General features: G+C 59.7%; 24 protein-coding genes, 1 tRNA gene and 1 pseudogene. 9 read left to right on the top strand and 17 right to left on the bottom strand.

Going from position 1 to position 19148, the window contains the following annotated elements; all coding sequences use genetic code 11:
- Nucleotides 1–310: 310 nt before the first annotated feature.
- A pseudogene (locus AC4DF4_RS13330) lies at nucleotides 311–1108 on the top strand (peptidylprolyl isomerase); the annotation flags it as partial.
- A gap of 137 nt (nucleotides 1109–1245) precedes the next feature.
- The gene (locus AC4DF4_RS13325; protein ID WP_490048599.1) at nucleotides 1246–1470 is read left to right on the top strand and encodes a hypothetical protein; all 225 of its coding nucleotides are present in this window, start codon (nucleotides 1246–1248) and stop codon (nucleotides 1468–1470) included.
- A 136-nt stretch (nucleotides 1471–1606) separates the two neighbouring features.
- On the opposite strand, the gene AC4DF4_RS13320 is transcribed toward AC4DF4_RS13325, so the two are convergent.
- The 10 genes from AC4DF4_RS13320 to AC4DF4_RS13275 form a co-directional block, all read right to left on the bottom strand.
- A tRNA-Val gene (locus AC4DF4_RS13320) sits at nucleotides 1607–1681 on the bottom strand.
- A 186-nt stretch (nucleotides 1682–1867) separates the two neighbouring features.
- A complete protein-coding gene (locus tag AC4DF4_RS13315; protein WP_490048598.1) occupies nucleotides 1868–2626 on the bottom strand; it encodes a BlaI/MecI/CopY family transcriptional regulator in 759 nt (252 codons plus the stop codon).
- Between the two features lie 138 nt (nucleotides 2627–2764).
- A complete protein-coding gene (locus AC4DF4_RS13310; protein ID WP_490048597.1) occupies nucleotides 2765–3700 on the bottom strand; it encodes a thioredoxin domain-containing protein in 936 nt (311 codons plus the stop codon).
- Nucleotides 3701–3758: 58 nt separating this feature from the next.
- The gene (locus AC4DF4_RS13305) at nucleotides 3759–4241 is read right to left on the bottom strand and encodes a LysM peptidoglycan-binding domain-containing protein (RefSeq protein WP_490048596.1); all 483 of its coding nucleotides are present in this window, start codon (nucleotides 4239–4241) and stop codon (nucleotides 3759–3761) included.
- Between the two features lie 26 nt (nucleotides 4242–4267).
- Nucleotides 4268–5080 (bottom strand): TatD family hydrolase, encoded by an 813-nt coding sequence (locus AC4DF4_RS13300; RefSeq protein WP_490048595.1) that lies wholly within the window; start codon nucleotides 5078–5080, stop codon nucleotides 4268–4270.
- Between the two features lie 5 nt (nucleotides 5081–5085).
- Complete coding sequence (locus tag AC4DF4_RS13295) at nucleotides 5086–5742, bottom strand: phosphoribosylanthranilate isomerase (RefSeq protein ID WP_490048594.1); 657 nt, start codon at nucleotides 5740–5742, stop codon at nucleotides 5086–5088.
- 565 nt (nucleotides 5743–6307) lie between these two features.
- Nucleotides 6308–7204 carry an ABC transporter ATP-binding protein gene (locus AC4DF4_RS13290; RefSeq protein WP_490048593.1) on the bottom strand — a complete coding sequence of 299 codons (897 nt, stop codon included), beginning with the start codon at nucleotides 7202–7204 and terminating at the stop codon, nucleotides 6308–6310.
- A gap of 13 nt (nucleotides 7205–7217) precedes the next feature.
- Complete coding sequence (locus tag AC4DF4_RS13285) at nucleotides 7218–7730, bottom strand: type II secretion system protein (protein WP_490048592.1); 513 nt, start codon at nucleotides 7728–7730, stop codon at nucleotides 7218–7220.
- Entirely contained in the window at nucleotides 7727–8356 is a 630-nt protein-coding gene (locus AC4DF4_RS13280) for a hypothetical protein (protein ID WP_490048591.1), read from the bottom strand. The genes AC4DF4_RS13285 and AC4DF4_RS13280 overlap by 4 nt, the downstream gene beginning before the upstream one ends.
- A 55-nt stretch (nucleotides 8357–8411) precedes the next feature.
- Entirely contained in the window at nucleotides 8412–10964 is a 2553-nt protein-coding gene (locus AC4DF4_RS13275) for a DEAD/DEAH box helicase (RefSeq protein ID WP_490048590.1), read from the bottom strand.
- A gap of 420 nt (nucleotides 10965–11384) precedes the next feature.
- Between AC4DF4_RS13275 and AC4DF4_RS13270 the strand changes: the two genes are divergently transcribed.
- Genes AC4DF4_RS13270 through AC4DF4_RS13250 form a run of 5 tightly spaced genes read left to right on the top strand, consistent with a single transcriptional unit; the run spans nucleotide 11385 to nucleotide 14191 of the window.
- Complete coding sequence (locus AC4DF4_RS13270; protein ID WP_490048589.1) at nucleotides 11385–11834, top strand: hypothetical protein; 450 nt, start codon at nucleotides 11385–11387, stop codon at nucleotides 11832–11834.
- A gap of 4 nt (nucleotides 11835–11838) precedes the next feature.
- Nucleotides 11839–13017, top strand: coding sequence for a GTP-binding protein (locus AC4DF4_RS13265; protein ID WP_490048588.1), 1179 nt, complete (start codon nucleotides 11839–11841; stop codon nucleotides 13015–13017).
- 21 nt (nucleotides 13018–13038) lie between these two features.
- Nucleotides 13039–13533 carry a hypothetical protein gene (locus AC4DF4_RS13260; protein ID WP_490048587.1) on the top strand — a complete coding sequence of 165 codons (495 nt, stop codon included), beginning with the start codon at nucleotides 13039–13041 and terminating at the stop codon, nucleotides 13531–13533.
- On the top strand, nucleotides 13530–13751 hold the full coding sequence (locus tag AC4DF4_RS13255; RefSeq protein ID WP_490048586.1) for a hypothetical protein: 222 nt from the start codon (nucleotides 13530–13532) through the stop codon (nucleotides 13749–13751). Before AC4DF4_RS13260 ends, AC4DF4_RS13255 begins: the two co-directional genes overlap by 4 nt.
- Nucleotides 13748–14191: a GTP-binding protein gene (locus AC4DF4_RS13250; RefSeq protein WP_490048585.1), complete on the top strand. Its 444-nt coding sequence runs from the start codon at nucleotides 13748–13750 to the stop codon at nucleotides 14189–14191. The genes AC4DF4_RS13255 and AC4DF4_RS13250 overlap by 4 nt, the downstream gene beginning before the upstream one ends.
- Before the next feature lie 7 nt (nucleotides 14192–14198).
- Here AC4DF4_RS13250 and AC4DF4_RS13245 read toward each other — a convergent pair whose 3' ends face one another.
- The 4 genes from AC4DF4_RS13245 to AC4DF4_RS13230 are packed head-to-tail and all read right to left on the bottom strand — an operon-like array spanning nucleotide 14199 to nucleotide 15595.
- The gene (locus AC4DF4_RS13245; protein ID WP_490048601.1) at nucleotides 14199–14417 is read right to left on the bottom strand and encodes a hypothetical protein; all 219 of its coding nucleotides are present in this window, start codon (nucleotides 14415–14417) and stop codon (nucleotides 14199–14201) included.
- 1 nt (nucleotide 14418) lies between these two features.
- Nucleotides 14419–14838: a type II toxin-antitoxin system VapC family toxin gene (locus AC4DF4_RS13240; protein WP_490048584.1), complete on the bottom strand. Its 420-nt coding sequence runs from the start codon at nucleotides 14836–14838 to the stop codon at nucleotides 14419–14421.
- 7 nt (nucleotides 14839–14845) lie between these two features.
- Nucleotides 14846–15058: a hypothetical protein gene (locus tag AC4DF4_RS13235; RefSeq protein WP_490048583.1), complete on the bottom strand. Its 213-nt coding sequence runs from the start codon at nucleotides 15056–15058 to the stop codon at nucleotides 14846–14848.
- Nucleotides 15059–15067: 9 nt separating this feature from the next.
- Complete coding sequence (locus AC4DF4_RS13230) at nucleotides 15068–15595, bottom strand: hypothetical protein (protein WP_490048582.1); 528 nt, start codon at nucleotides 15593–15595, stop codon at nucleotides 15068–15070.
- Between the two features lie 121 nt (nucleotides 15596–15716).
- Between AC4DF4_RS13230 and AC4DF4_RS13225 the strand changes: the two genes are divergently transcribed.
- Together AC4DF4_RS13225 and AC4DF4_RS13220 are read left to right on the top strand one after the other, a co-directional pair.
- Nucleotides 15717–15929 (top strand): addiction module protein, encoded by a 213-nt coding sequence (locus tag AC4DF4_RS13225; RefSeq protein ID WP_490048581.1) that lies wholly within the window; start codon nucleotides 15717–15719, stop codon nucleotides 15927–15929.
- Nucleotides 15926–16324, top strand: coding sequence for a hypothetical protein (locus AC4DF4_RS13220; protein ID WP_490048580.1), 399 nt, complete (start codon nucleotides 15926–15928; stop codon nucleotides 16322–16324). The genes AC4DF4_RS13225 and AC4DF4_RS13220 overlap by 4 nt, the downstream gene beginning before the upstream one ends.
- Nucleotides 16325–16332: 8 nt before the next feature.
- Here AC4DF4_RS13220 and AC4DF4_RS13215 read toward each other — a convergent pair whose 3' ends face one another.
- From AC4DF4_RS13215 to AC4DF4_RS13205, 3 genes are all read right to left on the bottom strand, one after another.
- Nucleotides 16333–16500: a hypothetical protein gene (locus AC4DF4_RS13215; protein WP_490048600.1), complete on the bottom strand. Its 168-nt coding sequence runs from the start codon at nucleotides 16498–16500 to the stop codon at nucleotides 16333–16335.
- Complete coding sequence (locus AC4DF4_RS13210; RefSeq protein ID WP_490048579.1) at nucleotides 16469–16699, bottom strand: helix-turn-helix domain-containing protein; 231 nt, start codon at nucleotides 16697–16699, stop codon at nucleotides 16469–16471. Before AC4DF4_RS13210 ends, AC4DF4_RS13215 begins: the two co-directional genes overlap by 32 nt.
- 14 nt (nucleotides 16700–16713) lie before the next feature.
- Nucleotides 16714–19148, bottom strand: a 2435-nt coding sequence (locus AC4DF4_RS13205; protein ID WP_490048578.1) for a LamG-like jellyroll fold domain-containing protein, incomplete at its 5' end; no start/stop codon positions are given.

The raw sequence follows: 19148 nt of genomic DNA, 5'->3' as shown, positions 1-19148 counted from the left end.
CCCATTGGTGAGCTTCCACTATACACCCACTCATGCGAGTTGGGTGAATCTTGCGGAATGTTTTTTCTCGAGTTTGACGCGTCAAGGACTCCAGCAATCCGTGCACCGATCCAACAAGGAGCTTGTCCGGTTCCTCAAAGACTTCGTGAGCGAACATAATAAGACCTGCGGCCCGTTTGTCTGGACGAAAGGTCCTGAGAAACTGCGGCGGATCATCCAACTAACCAAGTCTTATCAAATCCAAACGCACAGTCACTAAGGAAGCGGTGCACTAGCCCCCAAGCTTGCGGCCGTCACGGTCACGGACGAGGAGATCAGGGCCGCCTACGAGGCGCGCCGCGAAACGCTGACGCGTCCGGAACAGCGACGGCTTTCGATCATCCGGATCGCCAAAACGGCCCGGGCCAGCGAAACCAGAAGGGAGGAGTTGAAAGCGACGATCGCCGAGGCCCGCGATCTGGCCGCGACGGCAGAAGGATTCGCCGCAGCCGCCGCCAGGTTTTCCGAGGATCAGGCGTCGCGCTACCGCGGCGGAGATATCGGCTGGAGCGAACCCGGCAAGCCACAGGGCAGGGTTCCCATGGAGGTCCTGAACGCCGGACACGCCCTTCAATCGGACGGCGAAATGAGCGGCATCATCGAAGCGGAGGACGGGCTCTATCTCGTCACCCGCACGGCGACCAAAATGCCGGAACTTCCGTCACTTGAACGGGTCACGGACCGGTTGCGGGCGGAGCTATTAAGGGACAAACGCGGGAAGGTTGGAGCCGCCTTCGAGCAGACGATCCAATCGGCGATTCCAGTGGAATTGTTTCCCAAGCGTCTGGCGAAAGTCCCGTGGCAGGCCACTACGCCGCCAGCGGATGTACCCCCGGTGAACCCCGTAGGGCGTTTTCAATCAATCAACGGGGAGAAATCACCTTCACTTCCGGATATGCCATCCGCAACAAGCGCCTCAACCCCCATTTTCCCGCCCTCCGGTCCGTCCCATTGGCTTTTTTCAGGGGCCTCCCGCAGAAAGCAAACTCCTAGCAGCCGGGTGTCGTTTCCGGGGCCAGCAACGAGATCCTCGCCACGGACGGAAGTGGTAACGCGACAGTGCGTATGACGCTCACCGGTAATCCAGCGGACTTTGTCAGGGCTCAAACCGTGCCCTGACACTGCGCAACGGGCCGCCTCTGGCCGTCGGAAACCGCTTCAGCCTTGGATTTCCATAACATCCCCGGTTTGATGTGTTGGCAGGGCATGCCCATAAGCCTCCATTTGCAGCAGAGCCTGAAAATACCCGCTGACAACGCCGACAACCCTGCCATCAGCCGCGCGGCCCGCAGCGACGTGCCGCCTGTCGGCGGACGGGGCGGGGGAGGGTGTGCGAGTTCAAGCTTCCCCGGATTTAATATCCGCATCATCACCCTCACGCCTGATATCTACAAGGTGGTCGGGACTGACTCAGAGGAGTGCGGTTGTTGAAGGAGGCTCTGGCAACCTTCCTGTATCAGCCGGCAGTTACAAATAGCTCGCAATCAACCCATTGCAAATGTTGCCAATTTGTTGCCAAAACGTCAGTTTTTCGAATTCCATATTCGTAACTGACTGAGAATAAAAATGGTGCGCGATACTGGGTTCGAACCAGTGACCCCCTCCGTGTCAGGGAGGTGCTCTACCACTGAGCTAACCGCGCAAAGGTGACGCCCGCTAAGGGCGGGCGAAACTAGGACGGGCCCGCCTGCGGATGCAACCCCTTTTTTTGGCTAAAAAAGAGGCGGGAGATCCGAAGATCCCCCGCCTTTGATAACCCTCCGGGTGGCGGGCAAACAGACGATCGGCTCGAAAGCACGACGTCCGGAGCCCGCTCCGAGGGATTTTATTATTTCTTAGCGGCCTTCTTGGCGGCTTTCTTCGCAGCTTTCTTGGCTGGAGCGGCCTTCTTGGCAGCGGCTTTCTTCGCAGGAGCGGCTTTCTTCGCAGGAGCGGCTTTCTTGGCAGCTGCCTTCTTCGCAGGGGCGGCTTTCTTGGCGACCGTCTTCTTCACCGCTTTTTTGGCGGCTTTCTTGGCGCTTTTCGCGACTTTCTTCACCGCCTTCTTGGCTGCCTTTTTCGCAGGAGCTTTTTTGGCGGGGGCTTTCTTCGCCGCTTTTTTAGCTGCTTTCTTGGCCGGGGCCTTTTTGGCCGGGGCTTTGGTTGCAGCTTTTTTCACGGCCTTCTTTGCGGGTGCCTTTTTGGCAGCTTTCTTCGGTGCTTTTTTTGCAGCCATAGTTTTGTGTCGTTGGAGTTCGCGTTCGATGTTTGTTTTCTCTTCCGGCGTTAATGTGCCGGCGGAGAGGATAGCGAGGAGCGCCTCACCGAGGCGTCCTCCAAAAGCGTTAGTCAGGAAGTCGTGGGTCGCGCGCTGCACGATCACTTCCTGCGAGTAAGCAGCCGCGTAAACATGCGCCCTGCCGACCAGCGCGCGTTTCACCAGGCTCTTGCGCTCGAGACTTTGCATGACGGACAGCACGGTGGTGTAGGCCCGGTCTTTTCTATCAGGCAGAGTCTCGTGGACCGCGGCAACCGTCGATGGCCCTTCATGCCACAAAACGGATAGGGCTTGAAGTTCGAGATTGGATGGATGGGTTGGCCGCGCCATAAGGAAGTCTCTTCGCTGACGACGATGAAACTAGTAGTTTGAATATCCGTCAAGTTGAAACATGCCGAATTTCAAGAAGCCCGAAATATTTTTTCGGGCGGCGTTTCTGTTACTACGCGAGACGTAGTCGGGGCGGCGTCACTTCGTTCCGTCACCCGCTTCCGGACGGATGATTTGCGGATCGATTTTCTTCAACGCGTCCCACAGACCATCGTCGGAGGGATCGCCGTTGAAGAGGACGCGTCCTTCGTTAGACACGAGGACGAAGACCGGCAGCGTCTGCACGCGCAGATCGCGGGCCAGCGGGCTTTCCTTGTGATCGATGAGCCAGGCTCCCGGTGGATTCGCGCCGAGGGGACGGATCATCCCGCGGGCGTTGGTTAGGAGTTCCGGCGAGTCTTCGGGAAGCAGGGAAACCATTGCGACACCCTTTTCACCAAGGGCTTTGGCGGTGATTGCGAAGTCCGGCAGGCTGGCTTCGCACTCTTTGCTGGCAGGCGACCAGAAGTGGAGAATCACGGCTTTTCTATCCGCCATCAGGCTCTTGAGCGCGACGGCATCGCCTCCTCCGAGCGCGATGAGCCTGGTTTCAAAATCGATCCTCACCGCTTGCATGGCTTCCTCAAGCCGCATGCGTTCGATGTGCGGAGCGAAGGCGGACGCCTGGCGCGGGCTTAGCCAGAACGCTTCGGTGATGTGGGATTTGAAACCGTCCTTGTCCCCTTTCTTGAGCGATGCGATGGCTTGTACGTACTCGACGACGGCGAGCCAGTCTTCCTTCACTCCGAAGATCGCCGAGTCCTGGATCTTGAAGAGCTCGCGCTGTTTGAGGAACCCGGGAAGCATCGCGGCGATGGCGTCGTCCTCGCGGCGGTCGATGTGATAGAGAAAGCGGGCTTCAAGAACGGCCTGTTCGGAGACGCCGGCTTTCCTCGCCGCCTTGATGACGGCCGCGAAGGCCTGGTCCGAATCGCGCTCGGAGAGGAGGCTGTCAAGCGCGTCTTCCCGCGGGGTTCCGGCGGCGGCGACCGCGATGAAAGCGAACAGTGAGAGGCAGACTGCGGGAAGGCGCATGGTGTGAAAAAAGAGAGCCGCCGGAAGAGCGGAGTCTCCCGCCGGCGGATCGAATGAATCAGCGGACGGGAGGGATGACCATTTTCCGGCCGAGCACGACGATGTCTTTCGTCATGCCGTTGGCTTGCTTGATGGCCGCGGCGGGGACTTTGTATTTCGAACTGATGCCGGAGAGCGTGTCTCCGGCGACGACGGTGTGGATGATGGCTGCGCCGTTGGAGGGAGGCTTGGGAGCCGGCGTCGCCGGAATGTTAGTTTCGGCCACGGTGGGAGCGGCGGCCGTGGCGGTGCTTTCCTCGTAAGCCGCCGGAGTATCATAGACCGGGTTGGCGGGTTCGGTAGCCGGCGCGTTGACCTGGCCCGCGTCCGCGGTGCCGTAGGGATTCGCGGTGTCGTAAGTGTCGGCTTTTGGCGCGGCGCAGGATGCGAAAGCGAACGCGAGGAGGGATGGGGCGAGGATGCGGATCGGAGTCATGGTGTGGATGTAGCGGGTTGGTGGCGGGTTGTGAAGAGCGGAAGTTGGCGCGCCAACGTCAGGCATGAAACGTCGCGAACCGGATTTTTCATTCAAATGGAATCCGGGCGAAGCCGGAAAAACGCGCGGACGGTCTTATCGGTGTGGAGAGCCAATGCCTCGAGCGATTCGCCGCGCAACGCGGCCAGACGTTCGGCGGTTTCGCGGACGAATGCCGGTTCGTTGCGTTTTCCCCGGTGCGGTTCGGGCGCGAGGTAGGGCGCGTCCGTCTCAATCATGAATGATCCCGCAGGGCATCGGGCGGCGGTATCTCGGACCTGATGGGCTGTCTTGAAGGTGGCGACACCGCCGAAGGAAACGAGCCCGCCGAGATCGAGCACGCGCTTCGCGTTTTCCCACGGGCCGATGAAACAATGGAACACGGCGCGGACCGACGTGTGGAAATCCTGATAGGTCGCGAGTGCGTGCTCGAACGACGCGTGCCCCGTTTGATCGCGGGTGTGGATGACCACGTTGAGTCGCGCGGCGGAGGCGAGTTCGAAATGCCGGCGCAGGAAATCGAGCTGGCGGTCGCGGAACGATTGTTCATCCCAGCCTTCCGGCGCGGGGTGATAGTAATCCAGGCCGGTCTCGCCGATCGCGCAAACCCGCGGATCGCCGGTGAAGGCGGAGAGTCGGGCGACGGCGTCGTCAGGCGCGTGATGGACATCGCACGGATGGATGCCGATGCAGGCGTGAATGACCGGATTCTCGGCCAGGGCGAGGTTTGCCTGAACGTTTTCGAGAGAAGTCGCGAGAGTCACCAGGCGGCTCACGCCCGTGGCGTGCGCCCGTTCGAGTAGATCGGGAATTTCCTCGGGCTGGAAACGGTGGGAGGCAAGATGGCAGTGGGAATCGGTGAGCATGGAAATCAGCGGTGCAAGGCGGTTAGGAATGCCGCGACTTTTTGAAAGTCTTTGATGCCGGGCGAAATCTCCGCGCCCGAGGCGATGTCGAGCGCGGCGGGTTGCACGCTCATCGCGGCGAGCCCGGCGTTTTCCGGGACGATGCCGCCCGCCAGGATGATCGGGAGCTGAGGATGAAGCCTGCGGAAATCCGAAGCCACCTCCCAATCGAACACCTCGCCGGTGCCGCCGTAGATGCCCGGCGCGTGCGCGTCGAGGAGGATGGCTGCCGCGCCGTAGTCGGTCGCGCGCGCCAGTTCGGCGCGGGTTTTCACGCCGATCGCCTTGATGAAGGGGACGCCCGCGTCGCGAAACGGCGCGGCGTCTGCGGGAGTCTCGTCGCCATGGAGCTGCACCGCATCCAGATAACCCTCGCGCACTAACCGCAGCGGCAGTTCCGCGGGCTCGTTCACAAACACGCCGAAGCGCAGGATTTTTCCGGCGAGAGCGCGCAGCCACCCGGCGTCCTCCGGCGCGAGAAATCGTTTCGAGCGCGGCCAGAAGTTCACTCCGAGCGCATCCACGCCGAGCGAGACGAGGCGGTCCGCGTCGTCGCGAGTGGTGACGCCGCAGATTTTCAGCGAGACGGTGGAGAGATCGAGAAAGCGTTCGAGCAAGGGCATGGCGGGACCGTAATGAAAATCCGCGAGGAATAAACGCCGAACTTGTCGGAGACATGGGAGCGCCCAGGGCGTTTTCAAGGCGCACCCGCGGGTCGGTGAGCAGGGCGCAGGCTTCGCTCGCCTCGCGGTCTTCTTTTTTGCTGGTGGCGGGGATCATGGCGACGGGTCGGCCGTCTTCGTGACGGCAGGCCGAGAGCGACGACGGTGAGCATGGCACTGAGGGGGGGCGGCGGCTTTGCGGGCGGCGGGCACTTGAAGGAAGGCGGCGCGCAGGTCCAGCTGGTGACTTTGTAAACGGTGCCGTGGTGGCTTTCCGGATCACTGAAACTTTCGGCCAAAAGCGGACGGTAGCCGTGCTCGACGTGGCAGCTGGCGGGCAGTTCGCGCAGGGCGAGGCAGTGGGGAGCGAAGTCGTTTTATCACGAACCTGCCGGGTGTTGTTGGAACTGATCGGCGAGTGTCATTTTGATGAGGGTTTGATAGGGCGCGTCGCGTTTGTTGGCCTCGATCTTGATGGAGGGTGGCGGGCATGCGCAGGGAAATGGTCTCGGTGCTTTTGGGCCTGTCAATTCGGACTTCCCGCGCCGTTGTGGATTTCCATGTAGAGGTCCTCGAGCGAGCGGCGGACCGGCGAGAAGGCGCGGACGCGGACGCCGGCGCGGACGAGGGTTTCGACCAGCACGGAGGGGTCGGCGGTGTGGGGCAGGCTGATCCGGCCGGTGGATAGAATCTCTCCGCCCGCGCTGTGGACGATGCCGCAGGCCATACCCCAAGGCTCGAGATCAACCTCGAAAACCGGCGTGTCGTCCTGCAGTCCGCCGACGCTGCCTTCGAAGACGCGCTTGCCTTCGCGGAGGATGGCGACGCGGTCGCACATCAGCTCGACCTCGGCGAGCAGGTGGGAGTTGAAGAGGACGGTCATGCCGCGCTCGTCGCGGAGCTTGAGGATGAAGTCGCGGAACCACTTGATGCCTTCCGGGTCGAGTCCGTCGGTCGGTTCGTCCAACAGAAGGACTTCGGGTTCGGGCAGAAGCGCCTGGGCGAGGGCGAGGCGCTGGCGCATGCCGTGGCTGTAGGTTCTAACCTTCGAGTTGATCCGCTTGGAGAGGCCGACGCGCTCGACCACGGCAAGCGCGGCGCTTGCATCGAAGCCGGCGGAGTAGCTCATGAGGATTTTCAAATTATCCCAGCCGCTGAGGTAGTCGTAAAACGCGGGCGCTTCGAAGATCGCGCCGACTTTGCGCAGGGCTTGCGAGCGGTCATTGAGCACGGAAACTCCGTCGATGGTGACGTCGCCGCGGTCGGGCATGACCATGCCGAGGATGATCCCGAGCGAGGTGCTTTTGCCGGCGCCGTTGTGACCGAGGAGGCCGTAGATTTCGCCGCGCTTGACGTGGAAGGAAACGTCGGCGAGCGCGGGTTTCCCGCTGAATTTCTTGGAGAGTCCGTGAGCGACGAGCATGGTTGGGAAAAGGTCAGTTGCCGGCGGCGAAGCGGGGTTTGTTCGAGCTGCTGGAGTCGGCGTAGAGGAAATTGGTGCCGCCGGGATGCCAGGACTCCTTGTCGGTGATCAATGGGATCTTGTCGGGCCGGTCCTTGATTCCGAAGAAGGAGAGCTGCGAGACATGCAGACCGTTCTGGGTGGAGTTCCACAGGTAGCTGGAGCCTGATTTCTCGAACTGCACCTTGTCGGCCGGACATTGGAAAGCATCGGGGGCCTCGATATACGGCAGGAGGACGGTTTCCAAAACGGGCAGGTCTTCCGTCTTCGACGCGCGTCCGGTCGCGAGTTCGGGCATCTTGTCGTTGTAGTCTTGCAGGTAGGTTTGCAGCGCGACTCCGAGCGAGCGGAGGTTGCCGAGGCAGGCGGCTTCGCGGGATTTCGCGATGAACGAGCGGGTCACCGGATAGCCGATGGCGGCGAGCGCGCCGGTGATGGCCAGCACGACGAGCATTTCAGTTAGGGAAAATCCGCGGGGTTTGCTCATTGGCGTGGGCCGAATTCGTTGCCGCGGAGGCCTTGCATCGTTTCGTTCATCGCCTCCATCAGCGGGGCGAGGTCGAGCTTGGTGTCGGCGCTGGACTTGTCGAAATACGCGCGCATGCCTTGCTGGCTGATTTTGTCGAGCAGGTCGGCACCGAGTTCGTCGGCACGCGCCATTTCCTCTTCCGTCCGTCCGCTTTGGATTTCCTTCATGCCTTGCTCGACGAATTTCTTGCGCTGCTCGGGCTTCATCGCGTCGAGCGATTCCATGAAGCGACTCATGGATTCCACGATGGTTAGCTCGATGAAGAGACTCTTTTCATCCGGGGCGAGCTTGCGGAAAAAGTTCTCGCCGGCGCGGTTCTCACGGTTTTTCTCGCGCTCCTGGAAATCGAGTCGGTTGACCAATCCGGCGATGTTGCGGAGCTCTTTTTCCCGGCGCGCGGCTTCGGCGCGATCCGGCGGGGACGCTTGATCGGACCAGTCGGCGAAGCGTGCGGCGGCGACTTCGCGGTTGAGCCTCTCGGCGGTGATCTTCCTGGTTTCCGCATACGAGCGGATGCCCCAAACGCTCGCCCAGACGACAAGAAGAACCAGAGTCGCTTTCAAAATCACATCCCGATGTGCCATATCTGCCCGATCCTAGGCCAAGACGGTTCGCACGCAAGGGGACAAAGTCGGCGGGTCAGATCGGGGCGATGGATTCGAGGTGGAGGACGGGCGTTCTCGCGTCATTGGATTTTTCCGGGTCGAGGGTGAGGTGAAGGGACCAGTCATTGAGGTCGTCGGGGTCGATGAGGGTTTGGTGGAGGGTGAGGCCGTCTTCGGAGAGGTGGGTGTGGCGGGCGTTGCGGGCTTCGGGATCGAGGCGGATCTGGTGGCGGGCGGCGTGGTAGGTGTTGAGCTGTTGGAGGAGGCGCTCGTTGGACCAGAGCTTGCCGTCGCTGTCATGGTGGGCGATGAGGCTGAGGGCCGCCTCGGTGTCGTAGCGGGAGAGCGCGGTGACGAGGGTGAGGACGTGGTTGCGCAGGTGGCGGTGAAAGGCCTTTTTGTCGCGGGTGTAGGGGATGCGGGATTTGAACTTTTGAATCTCGGATTGGGGGTCTGGAGATGGATGAATTCGCGGAGACGGGTCGTCTCCGCCACGGAGGGCCTGCCATTCGTCGAGCAGGCTGGAGTCGGTGTGGCGGACGATGAGTTCGAGGAAGGACTCGGCTTCGTGGAGGTGCTCGGTTTTGGCGTGGTCGGGGACGGTTTGGGCGAGGACTTTGTAGACCTCGCCGAGGTGGCGGAGGAGGACGGCTTCGGCGCGCTCCAACTTGTAGGTTTTGACGTAGTCTTCGAAGGACTGGTAGTTTTCGATCATTTCCCTCGCGACGGTCTTTGGTTTGACGTTTTCGCTGCCGAGGTAGGGGTGGCGGAGTTTGAAGGCGTTGAAGGTGGTGTAGATGAATTCGGCGCCGGGTTTGGGGTGTTCGACTTGGTCGAGCAGGGCGATGCGGTCGTCGAATTCCATGCCTTCGTCCTTGAGGCGGGCCATGAGTTCGGATTTTAACAGATCGACCTGTTTGCGGAGGACGATGTCGGGATTTTCCAGGATGGACTCGATGAGGGAGATGACGTTGAAGGCGTAGTCTTCGGCTTCCTTGTCGAGCTGCGGAATGGCATCCAGCAGGAAGAGGCTGAGGGCGTGGTTGATGGAGAAATCCTCGGGCAGCGAGACATCGACGACGATTTTCTGCGGGCCGCTGCGTTTGGCGGGCGGGATGATGTGGAGGATTTTCGCGCCGATGAGGCCGCGGAAGAGTTTGAAGGCGTGCTTCTTGAGAGCTTTCTTTTTGGAGGGCGGTTCGTGGCTGTCGTCGATGATCTTTTTCAACGCGGCGCAGCCGTCTTCGTTGGTGCGGGAGAGGACGTTGAGAAGGGTGTGATGGAAGACGGAGAAGCTGGAGACGAGCGGCTCGGGCGGGGCGGTCTGGAGTTTGGCGAAGGTTTGTTCGTCCCAGTGGACGTAGCCCTTTTCCGGCGGTTTGCGTTTTTCGAAGGACTTCTTTTTGTTAGCGGTGGCCTTGGCGGCGAGGCGGAGATTTTCGATGATGTGCTCGGGGGCTTGGGCGACGACGTAGCCAACGGTGTCGAATCCACGGCGACCGGCGCGGCCGACGATCTGGCGGAAGTCGCGGACAGCGAGGATCTTGGTGCCACGGCCGTCGTATTTGCAGAGGCCTGTTAGCATGACGGTGCGGATGGGGACGTTGACGCCGACGCCGAGGGTGTCGGTGCCGCAGACGACCTTGAGCAGGCCGCGGGCGGTGAGCTTTTCGACTAACAACCGGTATTTCGGCAGCAGGCCGGCGTGGTGGATGCCGACGCCGTGGCGGAGGATTTTCGAGAGCTCGCGGCCGTAGGGAGAGCGGAAATCAGCGTCGTCGAGGGCGCGGGCGATGGCGTGTTTTTCCTCTTTGGTGCAGAAGTTGGTGGAGAGCAAGTCGCGGGCGGTATCGGCGCAGGCGTTCTGGGTGAAGTGGACGAGGTAAACGGGCGAGCGGCCTTGTTCGTTGAGCTCGGCGACTTTTTCCTGGAGCTGTGTGGTGGAGTATTCGAATTCGAGCGGGACCGGGCGTTGGTCGGACTGGACGAGGGTGGTGGGCGCACCTGTGAGCGCGGTGAGTTGTTTGGAGAAAAACGACGAGTCGCCGAGGGTGGCGGACATCAGGAGAAAGCGGGCGCGGGGCAATGTGAGGAGCGGGATTTGCCAGGCGGCGCCGCGCGAGTGGTCGGAGTAGTAGTGGAACTCGTCCATGATGACGTCGTCCACCGGGGCGTTTGCGCCATCGCGGAGGGCGATGTTGGCGAGGATCTCGGCGGTGCAGCAGATGACCGGGGCGTCGTGGTTGACGGTGGCGTCGCCGGTGATCATGCCGACGTTTTCCGGGCCGAGAACGTGGCAGAGCGAGAGGAATTTCTCGTTGGCGAGCGCCTTGATCGGGACGGTGTAATAGGAGCGGCGGCCTTGGCAGAGGGATTTGAACTGGAGGGCTAGGGCCACCAACGATTTCCCAGAGCCGGTGGGGGTGTTGAGGATAACGTTGTTGCCGGCGAAGAGTTCGAGGATGGCCTCCTCCTGGTGGTCGTAGGGCTCGGTGCCGGTGGCGGTGAGGTATTCGAGGAAAACGTTGAGGATGTCGTCCGGCGTCGGGTTTTCGGGGAGGTTCTTGTGGCTGAGCGGGGCGGACATGCGGGGAGAATGGGTGAGGAAGAGTTTACCGCAAAGGCGCAAAGGCCGCGGAGGGGCGCAAAGTTTTTGGGACGGAGTTCTGGGGCTTGGGAAATGCGTCGAATTTCCGCAACCGCGACTATCCATGTGGCATCCGGCGTAGGTGCGAAACATCGCGGCGGAAACCGGCAGAACCAGTCCGATTATGAGCAGTTATTCTAATTTTGTACGTGTTAAGAGCCGGCAACGAGGCTTTTGAAACGCAAGTCTATTGCAATTATAAGAGTATTTTCTTGCAAGTAATTTGCGTTTATCGAAAATAGCCGCGTGCCTGTGACCATTCTCCCATCACCTTTAATTCTGAGTGATGCCGCTCGCGGTCTTGCCCAGCAAATGGTGTTTTGGGGGCATGATGTGCGGCATCCTGATGGAAATGCCTTGGTGCGCTTCGGCCTAAATCGCAGCCCCTCGTTAGGTCTCACTGGCACGAGTTGCTACCAAATGCCTTGGGAAAACGGGACTATCGAACTGCACGGCGCAGTCGCCTCTTGGACCGCGCCGCTCGGTGGCATGGGCAGCGTTTTCTGCCGTGACCTCGCCCGCGTGGATCTCTGGAACGGAACCCATCCTCCCGTCCCAGGGCGACAACGCGGCGAAACCGGCTCCATCGAAGAGCGTTGGCAAGCGCTGCAACCTTTTCTCCGTTGGTTGATTTCCTACGAGACTTGGGTTTCTCAAACCCTCCGCGATCCATGGCGGACCGGTTGCTGGCGCGCGATCAAGAAATTGCCAAAGGGCAAACCCTGGCTGCCGCCCGCTCTCGCTCTGGAATGGTGGACCCTCGCCGCCGCAGGTATCCCACCCCGTCCGAAAACTCTTCTAAATTCCTAACACCATGCTACCCGTCACCGTTCTATCTGGCTTTCTCGGAGCTGGGAAAACTACGCTTCTCAATCACATTCTCCGCAACCGCGAGGGCCTCAAGGTCGCCGTCATCGTCAATGACATGAGCGAGGTCAACGTGGATGCGGAAACGCTCCGCCGGGGCGATGCGGCTCTTTCCCATACCGAGGAAAGAATGGTGGAAATGTCCAACGGCTGCATCTGTTGCACGCTGCGGGAGGATCTCATGGTAGAAGTGACGCGCCTCGCCAAGGAAGGTCGCTTCGATGCGCTGCTCATCGAGTCCACTGGAGTCTCCGAGCCGATGCCCGTCGCAGAAACCTTCGCTTTCGAGGACGAGCAGGGCTTCTCGCTTTCTAGCCTCGCGCAGATTGATTGCATGGTCACCGTCGTGGATGCACCGAATTTCCTCCGCGACTATTGCAGTCACGATCGGCTCAAGGACCGCAAGCAAGAGGTGGGTGAAGGTGACGAACGCACGCTTGTCGATTTGCTAACCGATCAAATCGAGTTCGCAAATTGCATCATCATCAACAAGACCGACTGCGTGGATGCAGCAGGACTCGCCACCGTTTCTGGAATGGTACGCTCGCTCAATCCCAAGGCGCGAGTCATCGAAACCACCGACGGCGCAGTGTCTCCCGCGATGATCCTGAACACCGGACTTTACTCACAGGCAGATGCGGAGAAATCCCCCGGCTGGCTCGACTCGCTGGTGCATCACACTCCAGAGACGGAGGAATATGGAATTTCTAACTTTATCTATCAGCGCCGCCGCCCATTTCACCCCGCGCGTTTCCACGACCTGCTGTCCTATGAATGGCCGGGAGTGATTCGCTCCAAGGGTGTCTTCTGGATCGCCACTCGTCCGGATCATGCGGGCTTCTGGTCGCAAGCCGGAGCCATCGCACGGAATAGCTGTGCGGGAAAATTTTGGGCAGCTCTCCCTGAAGAGGAACGCCCGTCAGATGGAGATTCCCTCAAAGCCTTAGAGAGATCCTGGGTCGATCCATGGGGCGATCGCCGCCAAGAAATCGTCATGATCGGACAAGGCTTGGATCAAGCGAGTTTGGAGGAAATGCTCGATGAAGCGTTGCTCACCGATGATGAATTCCGCAGTGGCCCCTCGTCTTGGGTAAGCATGTCCGACCCATTTCCGAAGTGGTCGTAGGCCCCCCGCAGCAAGCTACCGATGAAGGATCCACTTTTAAATCTACCTCAGCCCGAGAAACGCCGGCTACTTTTCTCAGAGGGTGCGATTTCGGACATCCCACTCTCACTCCACGGCATTTCTCCCCTGCCCGAAGTTGAGCTACCCAAGCCACCCCAGGAAATCGAGGACCGCAAAGGGGAAGTCCGGCGGATCACCAAGCGCCTGCTCGCCATCATCGAGGATCACCGAGTATCCGCCCTGAGAATGTCGATCCAGCTCGATGCTGCGGCTCTCCTCCAAGTGATCCTCGCTCTGGAAGCCGAGACCTGCCGCGAAGATCCGGCAGTGATACTAACCGATAAAAACGAAATCCGCAGCTACGTGCTCACCTCGCTTTACGAAGACCTGTTAGCTGAACCCAGCAACATTCTCCACACCACCCACATTGCCGAGGACGTCGTCCGCTACGAGGCGATGGAAGTCGCATTCTGGCAAGAATGCATCGCCGCCTTGAGACAAAAATTACTCCCATGACATCGCCACACATTTTCCCAGACTTCGCCGATTGGCGTGAAACCATCACTGGTCGCTGCGGCCTCACGCTCAGCCGCGCTTATTGTGAGGAAAGAATCCACGCGCTATCCGATCCAGCCGTGCCGACTACGAAAAATTTCACGGACACATACGGCGAAGAATATCTCAAACAAGTCATCGCTTGGTTCAGCCGCGCCCAGGAAGAAGCAACATCATGATCAGCCTGCCGGAAAACATAAGTCCACTGGTGATTTGCAGGCCGTCGGTAATGATCACTGGCTTTCTGGGTGCAGGGAAAACGACGTTTCTTCGCGCCCTCCTCGTCGCACTGAATAGCCGCCACATCGCTGCGGATGTCATTCTCAACGACTATGAAAATGCCGAGATCGATGCCGGGACTCTGAGTGAGGACGCAGCCACGGTCGAAGCACTCGCCGCTTCATGCGCATGTTGCGATGGGCTGGCCCCACTGGTAGATCTGGCAGTCGCTTCCGGTCGCTCGGTAAATGATTTATTAGTCATCGAGCTAAATGGAACAGCCGATCCACTGCCGCTGTTAGAGTCGTTTACCCTGCTCGAATCCAGACTGCGTTTCCGCCCGCGCTGGCAAGTCTGTGTGCTCGATGTCCGGCATTTTTCAGGTTTCACAAATTCTTGATTTTGTATTACATGGAGGTGCTAATGAAGACGCCGAGGGCGTCGGTGCTGCAGGCGACTTTGAGCAGGCCGCTGGTGGTGAGTTTTTCCACTAACAAGCGGTATTTCGGCAGGAGGCTGGCGTGGTGGATGCCGACGCGGTGGCGGAGGAGTTTTTGGGTAAAGCTGAAATTCTGAAATCTGAAACGCTGAAATGAAGAGAAGAGGTGGGAAAAAATGCCGCGCATTTCAATCCAACCAGTTTTCAAACCGCAGGCCGGGGACTTGGGCGAAGTCCACGGTGTTGCGGGTGAGGAGCGTGGCGTCGTGGGCCAAGGCGATGCAGGCGATTCGCAAATCCATGGTGCCGATGCGGATGCCTTGGCTGCGAAAGCGAGTGTAGGCGGCGGTGGATTCGGCATCGAGGGAGAGAACCACCCAACGGGCAAAAAAGTTCACGCGCTCGATGAGCTTTTGGTAGGCGAGGATGCGTTCGTCCGGATCAAGGGTGCGGTTGGTGCGGGCCGGCACGCCGCGAAGTTCTTCTTCCAGCGTGATGACCGTGGTGAATACTTGTGCCCCGGATTGCAGGAGGCGACCGCGCAGTCGGTCGCCAAGTGGAGTGGGATAGGCAAGTTCCTTGAGGTGATTGGTATCGAGCAGGAACATGGGCAGGTCAGTCCTTCACGCTCTGCCGCCATGCTTCGCCGAGTTGGTCTGCTTCGCGTGAAAAGGCGTCGTCTTGCCAAGTGCCGACGGTTTTGAGCCAGTCATTTTCAGAGGCCTGGGAAGCTAACGGGTGCGAGCGGAGGATGTCGGCCATTTGCTGTTCCAGCGTGGCGACGCGCTTTTCGATAGGCAATTCCTGAGTTGGAGTGGCTGTATCCATGAGGAGAGATTAGCACACCAGCTCGAGAAATGAAGTCGATTTTTCAAGGGATCGATAAACACGGGCGATGGCGTGTTTTTCCTCCTTGGTGCAGAAGTTGGTGGAGAGCAGGTCGCGGGCGGTGTCGGCGCAGGCGTTTTGGGTGAAGTGGACGAAATAGACGGGGGAGCGGCCCTGCTCGTTGAGTTCGGCGACTTTTTCCTGGAGCTGGGTGGTGGAGTATTCGAATTCGAGCGGGACCGGGCGTTGGTCGGACTGGACGAGGGTGGTGGGCGCGCCGGTTAGCGCGGTGAGTTGTTTGGAGAAAAACGACGAGTCGCCGAGGGTGGCGGACATCAGCAGGAAGCGGGCGCGCGGCAATGTCAGGAGCGGGATTTGCCAGGCGGCGCCGCGCGAGTGGTCGGAGTAGTAGTGGAACTCGTCCATGATGACGTCGTCCACCGGGGCGGAAGCGCCGTCGCGGAGGGCGATGTTGGCGAGGATGTCGTCCGGGGTGGGATTTGCGGGAAGATTCTTGCGGCTGAGCGGGGCGGACATGCGGGGAGATTGAAGGAGGAAGAGTTAACCGCAAAGGCGCAAAGGGTGCGGAGGGGCGCAAAGTTTTTGGAGTGGTGTTTGGAGGCTTGATTGTAACCAAACTACAAAGTAGCTTCACCCCATGTTGGCGATGGAGCAAATTTCCCGAATGTCATCCAGTGAGCGGGTCGAAGCTATGGAACTGCTGTGGGAATCCTTTTCAAAAGAAGGAATCGACTATCCATCGCCCAATTGGCACGGCAAGGTTTTAGCCGAACGTTCCGAAATCATCGAATCTGGCAAGGCGACCTGGCTTTCGGTGGATGAGCTCCAAGCCCGCTTGATGAGCCGATGAAAAAGAAGGTGCTCGTTCTCGCGGAAGCGGCTTCCGATATTGAGCGAGGAATCGATTTCTACAACGCGATCGAAGACGGCGTCGGTCTGTATTTCAGGGATTCGATCATCGCCGAAATCCGGCGGCTCAGCGTTTATTTTGGCGAACATCGGATTCATTCGGGTTACTTCCGCGCTCTTTCGTCCAGATTTCCCTATGCGATTTACTACCGAGACATGGAAGGATCACGGCAGGAGCACGTCACCAAGACCGAACTGGCCTCGCGCATGAAAACCAGCCGCGCCTCGCTGGACCGGATGTTCGATCCCTCAAACCCCTCACTCACTGTGGCCAGCCTCGGAAAAGCGGCCGCCGCTCTCGGTCGGAAAGTGGAGCTGCGCTTCGTGCCTGCTTGATGTGAATCTTATTTCTTAGGCTCCCAGCCGCTGTCCTTGATGATCTTGTCGATCTCGGGTTTCGCCGGCAAGGCGTCTGGCAGGAACTTGAAACGAACGAGATAATGCACGGCGTCGCGCATTTGCAGGACCTCACCCTTTTGGTTATCGAGCACCTGCACCTCGGTCTGGCCCATCAGGAAAACGCCGCTGTTGCCGCGTCCCGGCTGTTTCCTTCCACCTTGGAAACCCGGCTTGCAGCCCGACCTGTTGGACCGGCAGGTCGGTGGTAAGCAGGATATGCCTCGCCTTCTCGATGCGGCGCGTTTCGAGGAACTTGACCGGAGCCACCCCCGTCCGCTCCTTGAAGAGCAAGGCGAAGCGTGAAATCCACATTAATTTGTTGGAACCTACTTGCTCTGCCACACGCTGATATCCTTGAAAGCGCCCTGCCGGTCGGCAGCCATGAACCCAATCCGGCCATTATAAGAAACCCGTTTAAGGTTCATCAGGTAATCATTCACATACAGCTCGATCATGTCCTCCCTGATGAGAAGGCGAAACCTGGCCTCCGCCCCGAATTCCATGCCGCGAGCAGACGTCTGCGCCGGCTTGAATTCACCGCTGGCAGCATCGATGTTTCCGAACGCCACCTCATCTTTGGAAAAGACAAGACCCTGGCCTTTTCCTCCACCCTGGTCAAAGAAGATCCGGGGACTGACAGCATCACCTGTCCCGGCTGCCGCCCCTACAATCGTCCCCTCGATGACGGTCGTCCTGGCGGGATCAGGTTTCCAATCCAGCATCTTCAGCGACGGAAAATATCCCTCGCCGGCAGGAACCAGGCCGATCTTGACGGGATTTGCCTTCAGCCCGTCATTGTTCTTCCACCACTTCAAACGGAGAATACCGTCGCGGTCAACATCCACAGCCTTCAATGGCGCCGCATGGACCGGCCCGTTCTGGTAGAAGTGATTGACCAGCGGCCCGCCCGGCGCGTTGTGGAAGAAACGTGGAAAATAGATGTCACAGCCGCGCCCGAAGACATTTGGGTTCTTCTTCTGTGAATAGAAAGGCCCTTCCGGTTTTTCGCCCACCGCCACGCGTCCTTCACTGATGATGATGTAGTACTTCTCGCCAATCTTCTGGATACCACCAAACTCTCCGCTGATATCGCCTTCTATTGGCGGAAGTGCGGTCCAGGTGATGCCGTCCTTGCTCTCGGCGAAACCGAATCCGCAGGGACGGTACGGCACCTTGGCGGGGTCCGGATCAGCCGTGAAGTACCCGTACAAGCTGCCGTCGGGACGCACGACCGTATCGATGCAATCCCAGCGCCCCTTCTCCTTGTACCAGCGCGTGTCCTGGACGAACCTGTGCTTCTCGTCAACCTTGGTCCAGTCCAGCAGATTCGTGGACGTTGCGAACATGATATCCTGCTTGTCCCCAAACCACTCGGAGTAGTTGATCACCCAGGTGTGGTTCCGGCCAAAGTCAGGCGACTTCCAGATGTGGCCGGTTCCCATCCACGTCACGCCCGCGCGGGGCTTGATCAGCACGCCCTGCTCTTTCCAGTGGACGCCGTCATCGGAGAGAGCCAGCTCGTGGCCATCCCATCTGTTGAAATGTCCGGCGAGGTAATACAGGTAATACCTGCCCTCGTGGAAATACGCCCAGGTATCCCATATCTGGCCCTTCCGGGAGGGGGTAAAGAAACCCGCCTGCACCGTGGGCGGCCAGTGTGAGACGTGCGCATAGCCTTGGCCGTCAAGAACCAGCGCGCCGTCCTTGATCTTGGCCGTGCCGATGAGTCGCGCGTCCGGATAATGGCCCATCCCATCCTTGACGCTTCCCCCGTCAAAGGTCCACCATCCGAGCGGTTTGGGCACAGTGAGGACGCCGGGCTTGAGCTGCGCGAGGGCCTCGCCATCCAGAGCCGTGTCATAGATGCGCGCCTCATCGATCGCGCCTTTGAGATATCCGTGCTGCTGGCCAACCAAGCACCGCAGCCCGAGATAGAGATCGCTCTTGGCCGGATAGGTTTGCTGGTTGGCGGCTTCGTAGGCGGCGTAGCGGTGCCCGTCGCGCCAGATTTCTATCTGCTTCCCGCGATACACGACAGCGACTTGCAGCCACTGGTCGGGGGTGGCGGCTTCCTGAGCAAGCGACTGTTGTTCTGCGGGACTTTGGGTGCGGCTGAAATTCTGGCTTCCGGCCATCCAACGGCCAGCGGCCCGTTCCCCAAAGGTGATGGCGTCAAATTCATCGCCATCCTGAATTGCGAGCACTCCGGAGCCGGTTTGGACCAGATCGGCGAGGCGCACCCAGGCGACCAAGGTCTTATCGCGCAGCATTGTTCCATCTGCAGAAGACGTGCCTTTTACGGGTTCCTCCGTCGCTTGGTTATTTTCCTTTGGCTTTCCCGCAGGATAGATCGACTTCATCTTCCAGCTTCTCACATTTTTCACCGCGATATCGCCGCCTTTGATGAAGAGGCTGACGCCGACATCGTCCGCATTGTGCGGCTGCATATAGACGACCGCCTGCCGGTCGTTGGCAAACACCTCGACCATGCCCTTATCGAGGAAGACGCGCAGATTGAGCGCCTCACCCGGCTTGAGCTCGAACGGGGCGGCGATCTTGCCGATAGCCAGCTTCTTGCTTTCGGTCTGGATGGTAATGGGGAATCCCGTGCCATTCGCGGCGCAAAACACGTTGACTCCGAACTCCTTGGCGCTGCCGGGCTCGATGGTGAGATTCAACTCGATGGTGTCGCCGGCGATCTTCTTGAACAAATGCGTGCTGTCGCCCTTGACGGTGATGTCAGGTTCGACGGTTTCGGCGG

Source organism: Luteolibacter sp. (assembly GCF_058122085.1).
Note: the sequence above shows the minus strand (reverse complement) of the source record. Positions and strands in the feature narration are given on the sequence as shown.

What these genes read in the sequence shown, in the direction of transcription:
- AC4DF4_RS13220 (WP_490048580.1), top strand. Translation starts at nt 15,926, where the DNA reads ATGAAAAAGAAGGTGCTCGTTCTCGCGGAAGCGGCTTCCGATATTGAG.
- AC4DF4_RS13225 (WP_490048581.1), top strand. Translation starts at nt 15,717, where the DNA reads ATGTTGGCGATGGAGCAAATTTCCCGAATGTCATCCAGTGAGCGGGTC.
- AC4DF4_RS13315 (WP_490048598.1), bottom strand. Translation starts at nt 2,626, where the DNA reads ATGGCGCGGCCAACCCATCCATCCAATCTCGAACTTCAAGCCCTATCC.
- AC4DF4_RS13300 (WP_490048595.1), bottom strand. Translation starts at nt 5,080, where the DNA reads ATGCTCACCGATTCCCACTGCCATCTTGCCTCCCACCGTTTCCAGCCC.
- AC4DF4_RS13280 (WP_490048591.1), bottom strand. Translation starts at nt 8,356, where the DNA reads ATGGCACATCGGGATGTGATTTTGAAAGCGACTCTGGTTCTTCTTGTC.
- AC4DF4_RS13245 (WP_490048601.1), bottom strand. Translation starts at nt 14,417, where the DNA reads ATGCGCGGCATTTTTTCCCACCTCTTCTCTTCATTTCAGCGTTTCAGA.
- AC4DF4_RS13260 (WP_490048587.1), top strand. Translation starts at nt 13,039, where the DNA reads ATGAAGGATCCACTTTTAAATCTACCTCAGCCCGAGAAACGCCGGCTA.
- AC4DF4_RS13210 (WP_490048579.1), bottom strand. Translation starts at nt 16,699, where the DNA reads ATGTGGATTTCACGCTTCGCCTTGCTCTTCAAGGAGCGGACGGGGGTG.
- AC4DF4_RS13240 (WP_490048584.1), bottom strand. Translation starts at nt 14,838, where the DNA reads ATGTTCCTGCTCGATACCAATCACCTCAAGGAACTTGCCTATCCCACT.
- AC4DF4_RS13265 (WP_490048588.1), top strand. Translation starts at nt 11,839, where the DNA reads ATGCTACCCGTCACCGTTCTATCTGGCTTTCTCGGAGCTGGGAAAACT.
- AC4DF4_RS13305 (WP_490048596.1), bottom strand. Translation starts at nt 4,241, where the DNA reads ATGCCTGACGTTGGCGCGCCAACTTCCGCTCTTCACAACCCGCCACCA.
- AC4DF4_RS13325 (WP_490048599.1), top strand. Translation starts at nt 1,246, where the DNA reads ATGCCCATAAGCCTCCATTTGCAGCAGAGCCTGAAAATACCCGCTGAC.
- AC4DF4_RS13290 (WP_490048593.1), bottom strand. Translation starts at nt 7,204, where the DNA reads ATGCTCGTCGCTCACGGACTCTCCAAGAAATTCAGCGGGAAACCCGCG.
- AC4DF4_RS13285 (WP_490048592.1), bottom strand. Translation starts at nt 7,730, where the DNA reads ATGAGCAAACCCCGCGGATTTTCCCTAACTGAAATGCTCGTCGTGCTG.
- AC4DF4_RS13255 (WP_490048586.1), top strand. Translation starts at nt 13,530, where the DNA reads ATGACATCGCCACACATTTTCCCAGACTTCGCCGATTGGCGTGAAACC.
- AC4DF4_RS13250 (WP_490048585.1), top strand. Translation starts at nt 13,748, where the DNA reads ATGATCAGCCTGCCGGAAAACATAAGTCCACTGGTGATTTGCAGGCCG.
- AC4DF4_RS13295 (WP_490048594.1), bottom strand. Translation starts at nt 5,742, where the DNA reads ATGCCCTTGCTCGAACGCTTTCTCGATCTCTCCACCGTCTCGCTGAAA.
- AC4DF4_RS13275 (WP_490048590.1), bottom strand. Translation starts at nt 10,964, where the DNA reads ATGTCCGCCCCGCTCAGCCACAAGAACCTCCCCGAAAACCCGACGCCG.
- AC4DF4_RS13310 (WP_490048597.1), bottom strand. Translation starts at nt 3,700, where the DNA reads ATGCGCCTTCCCGCAGTCTGCCTCTCACTGTTCGCTTTCATCGCGGTC.
- AC4DF4_RS13230 (WP_490048582.1), bottom strand. Translation starts at nt 15,595, where the DNA reads ATGTCCGCCCCGCTCAGCCGCAAGAATCTTCCCGCAAATCCCACCCCG.
- AC4DF4_RS13235 (WP_490048583.1), bottom strand. Translation starts at nt 15,058, where the DNA reads ATGGATACAGCCACTCCAACTCAGGAATTGCCTATCGAAAAGCGCGTC.
- AC4DF4_RS13215 (WP_490048600.1), bottom strand. Translation starts at nt 16,500, where the DNA reads ATGGGCCAGACCGAGGTGCAGGTGCTCGATAACCAAAAGGGTGAGGTC.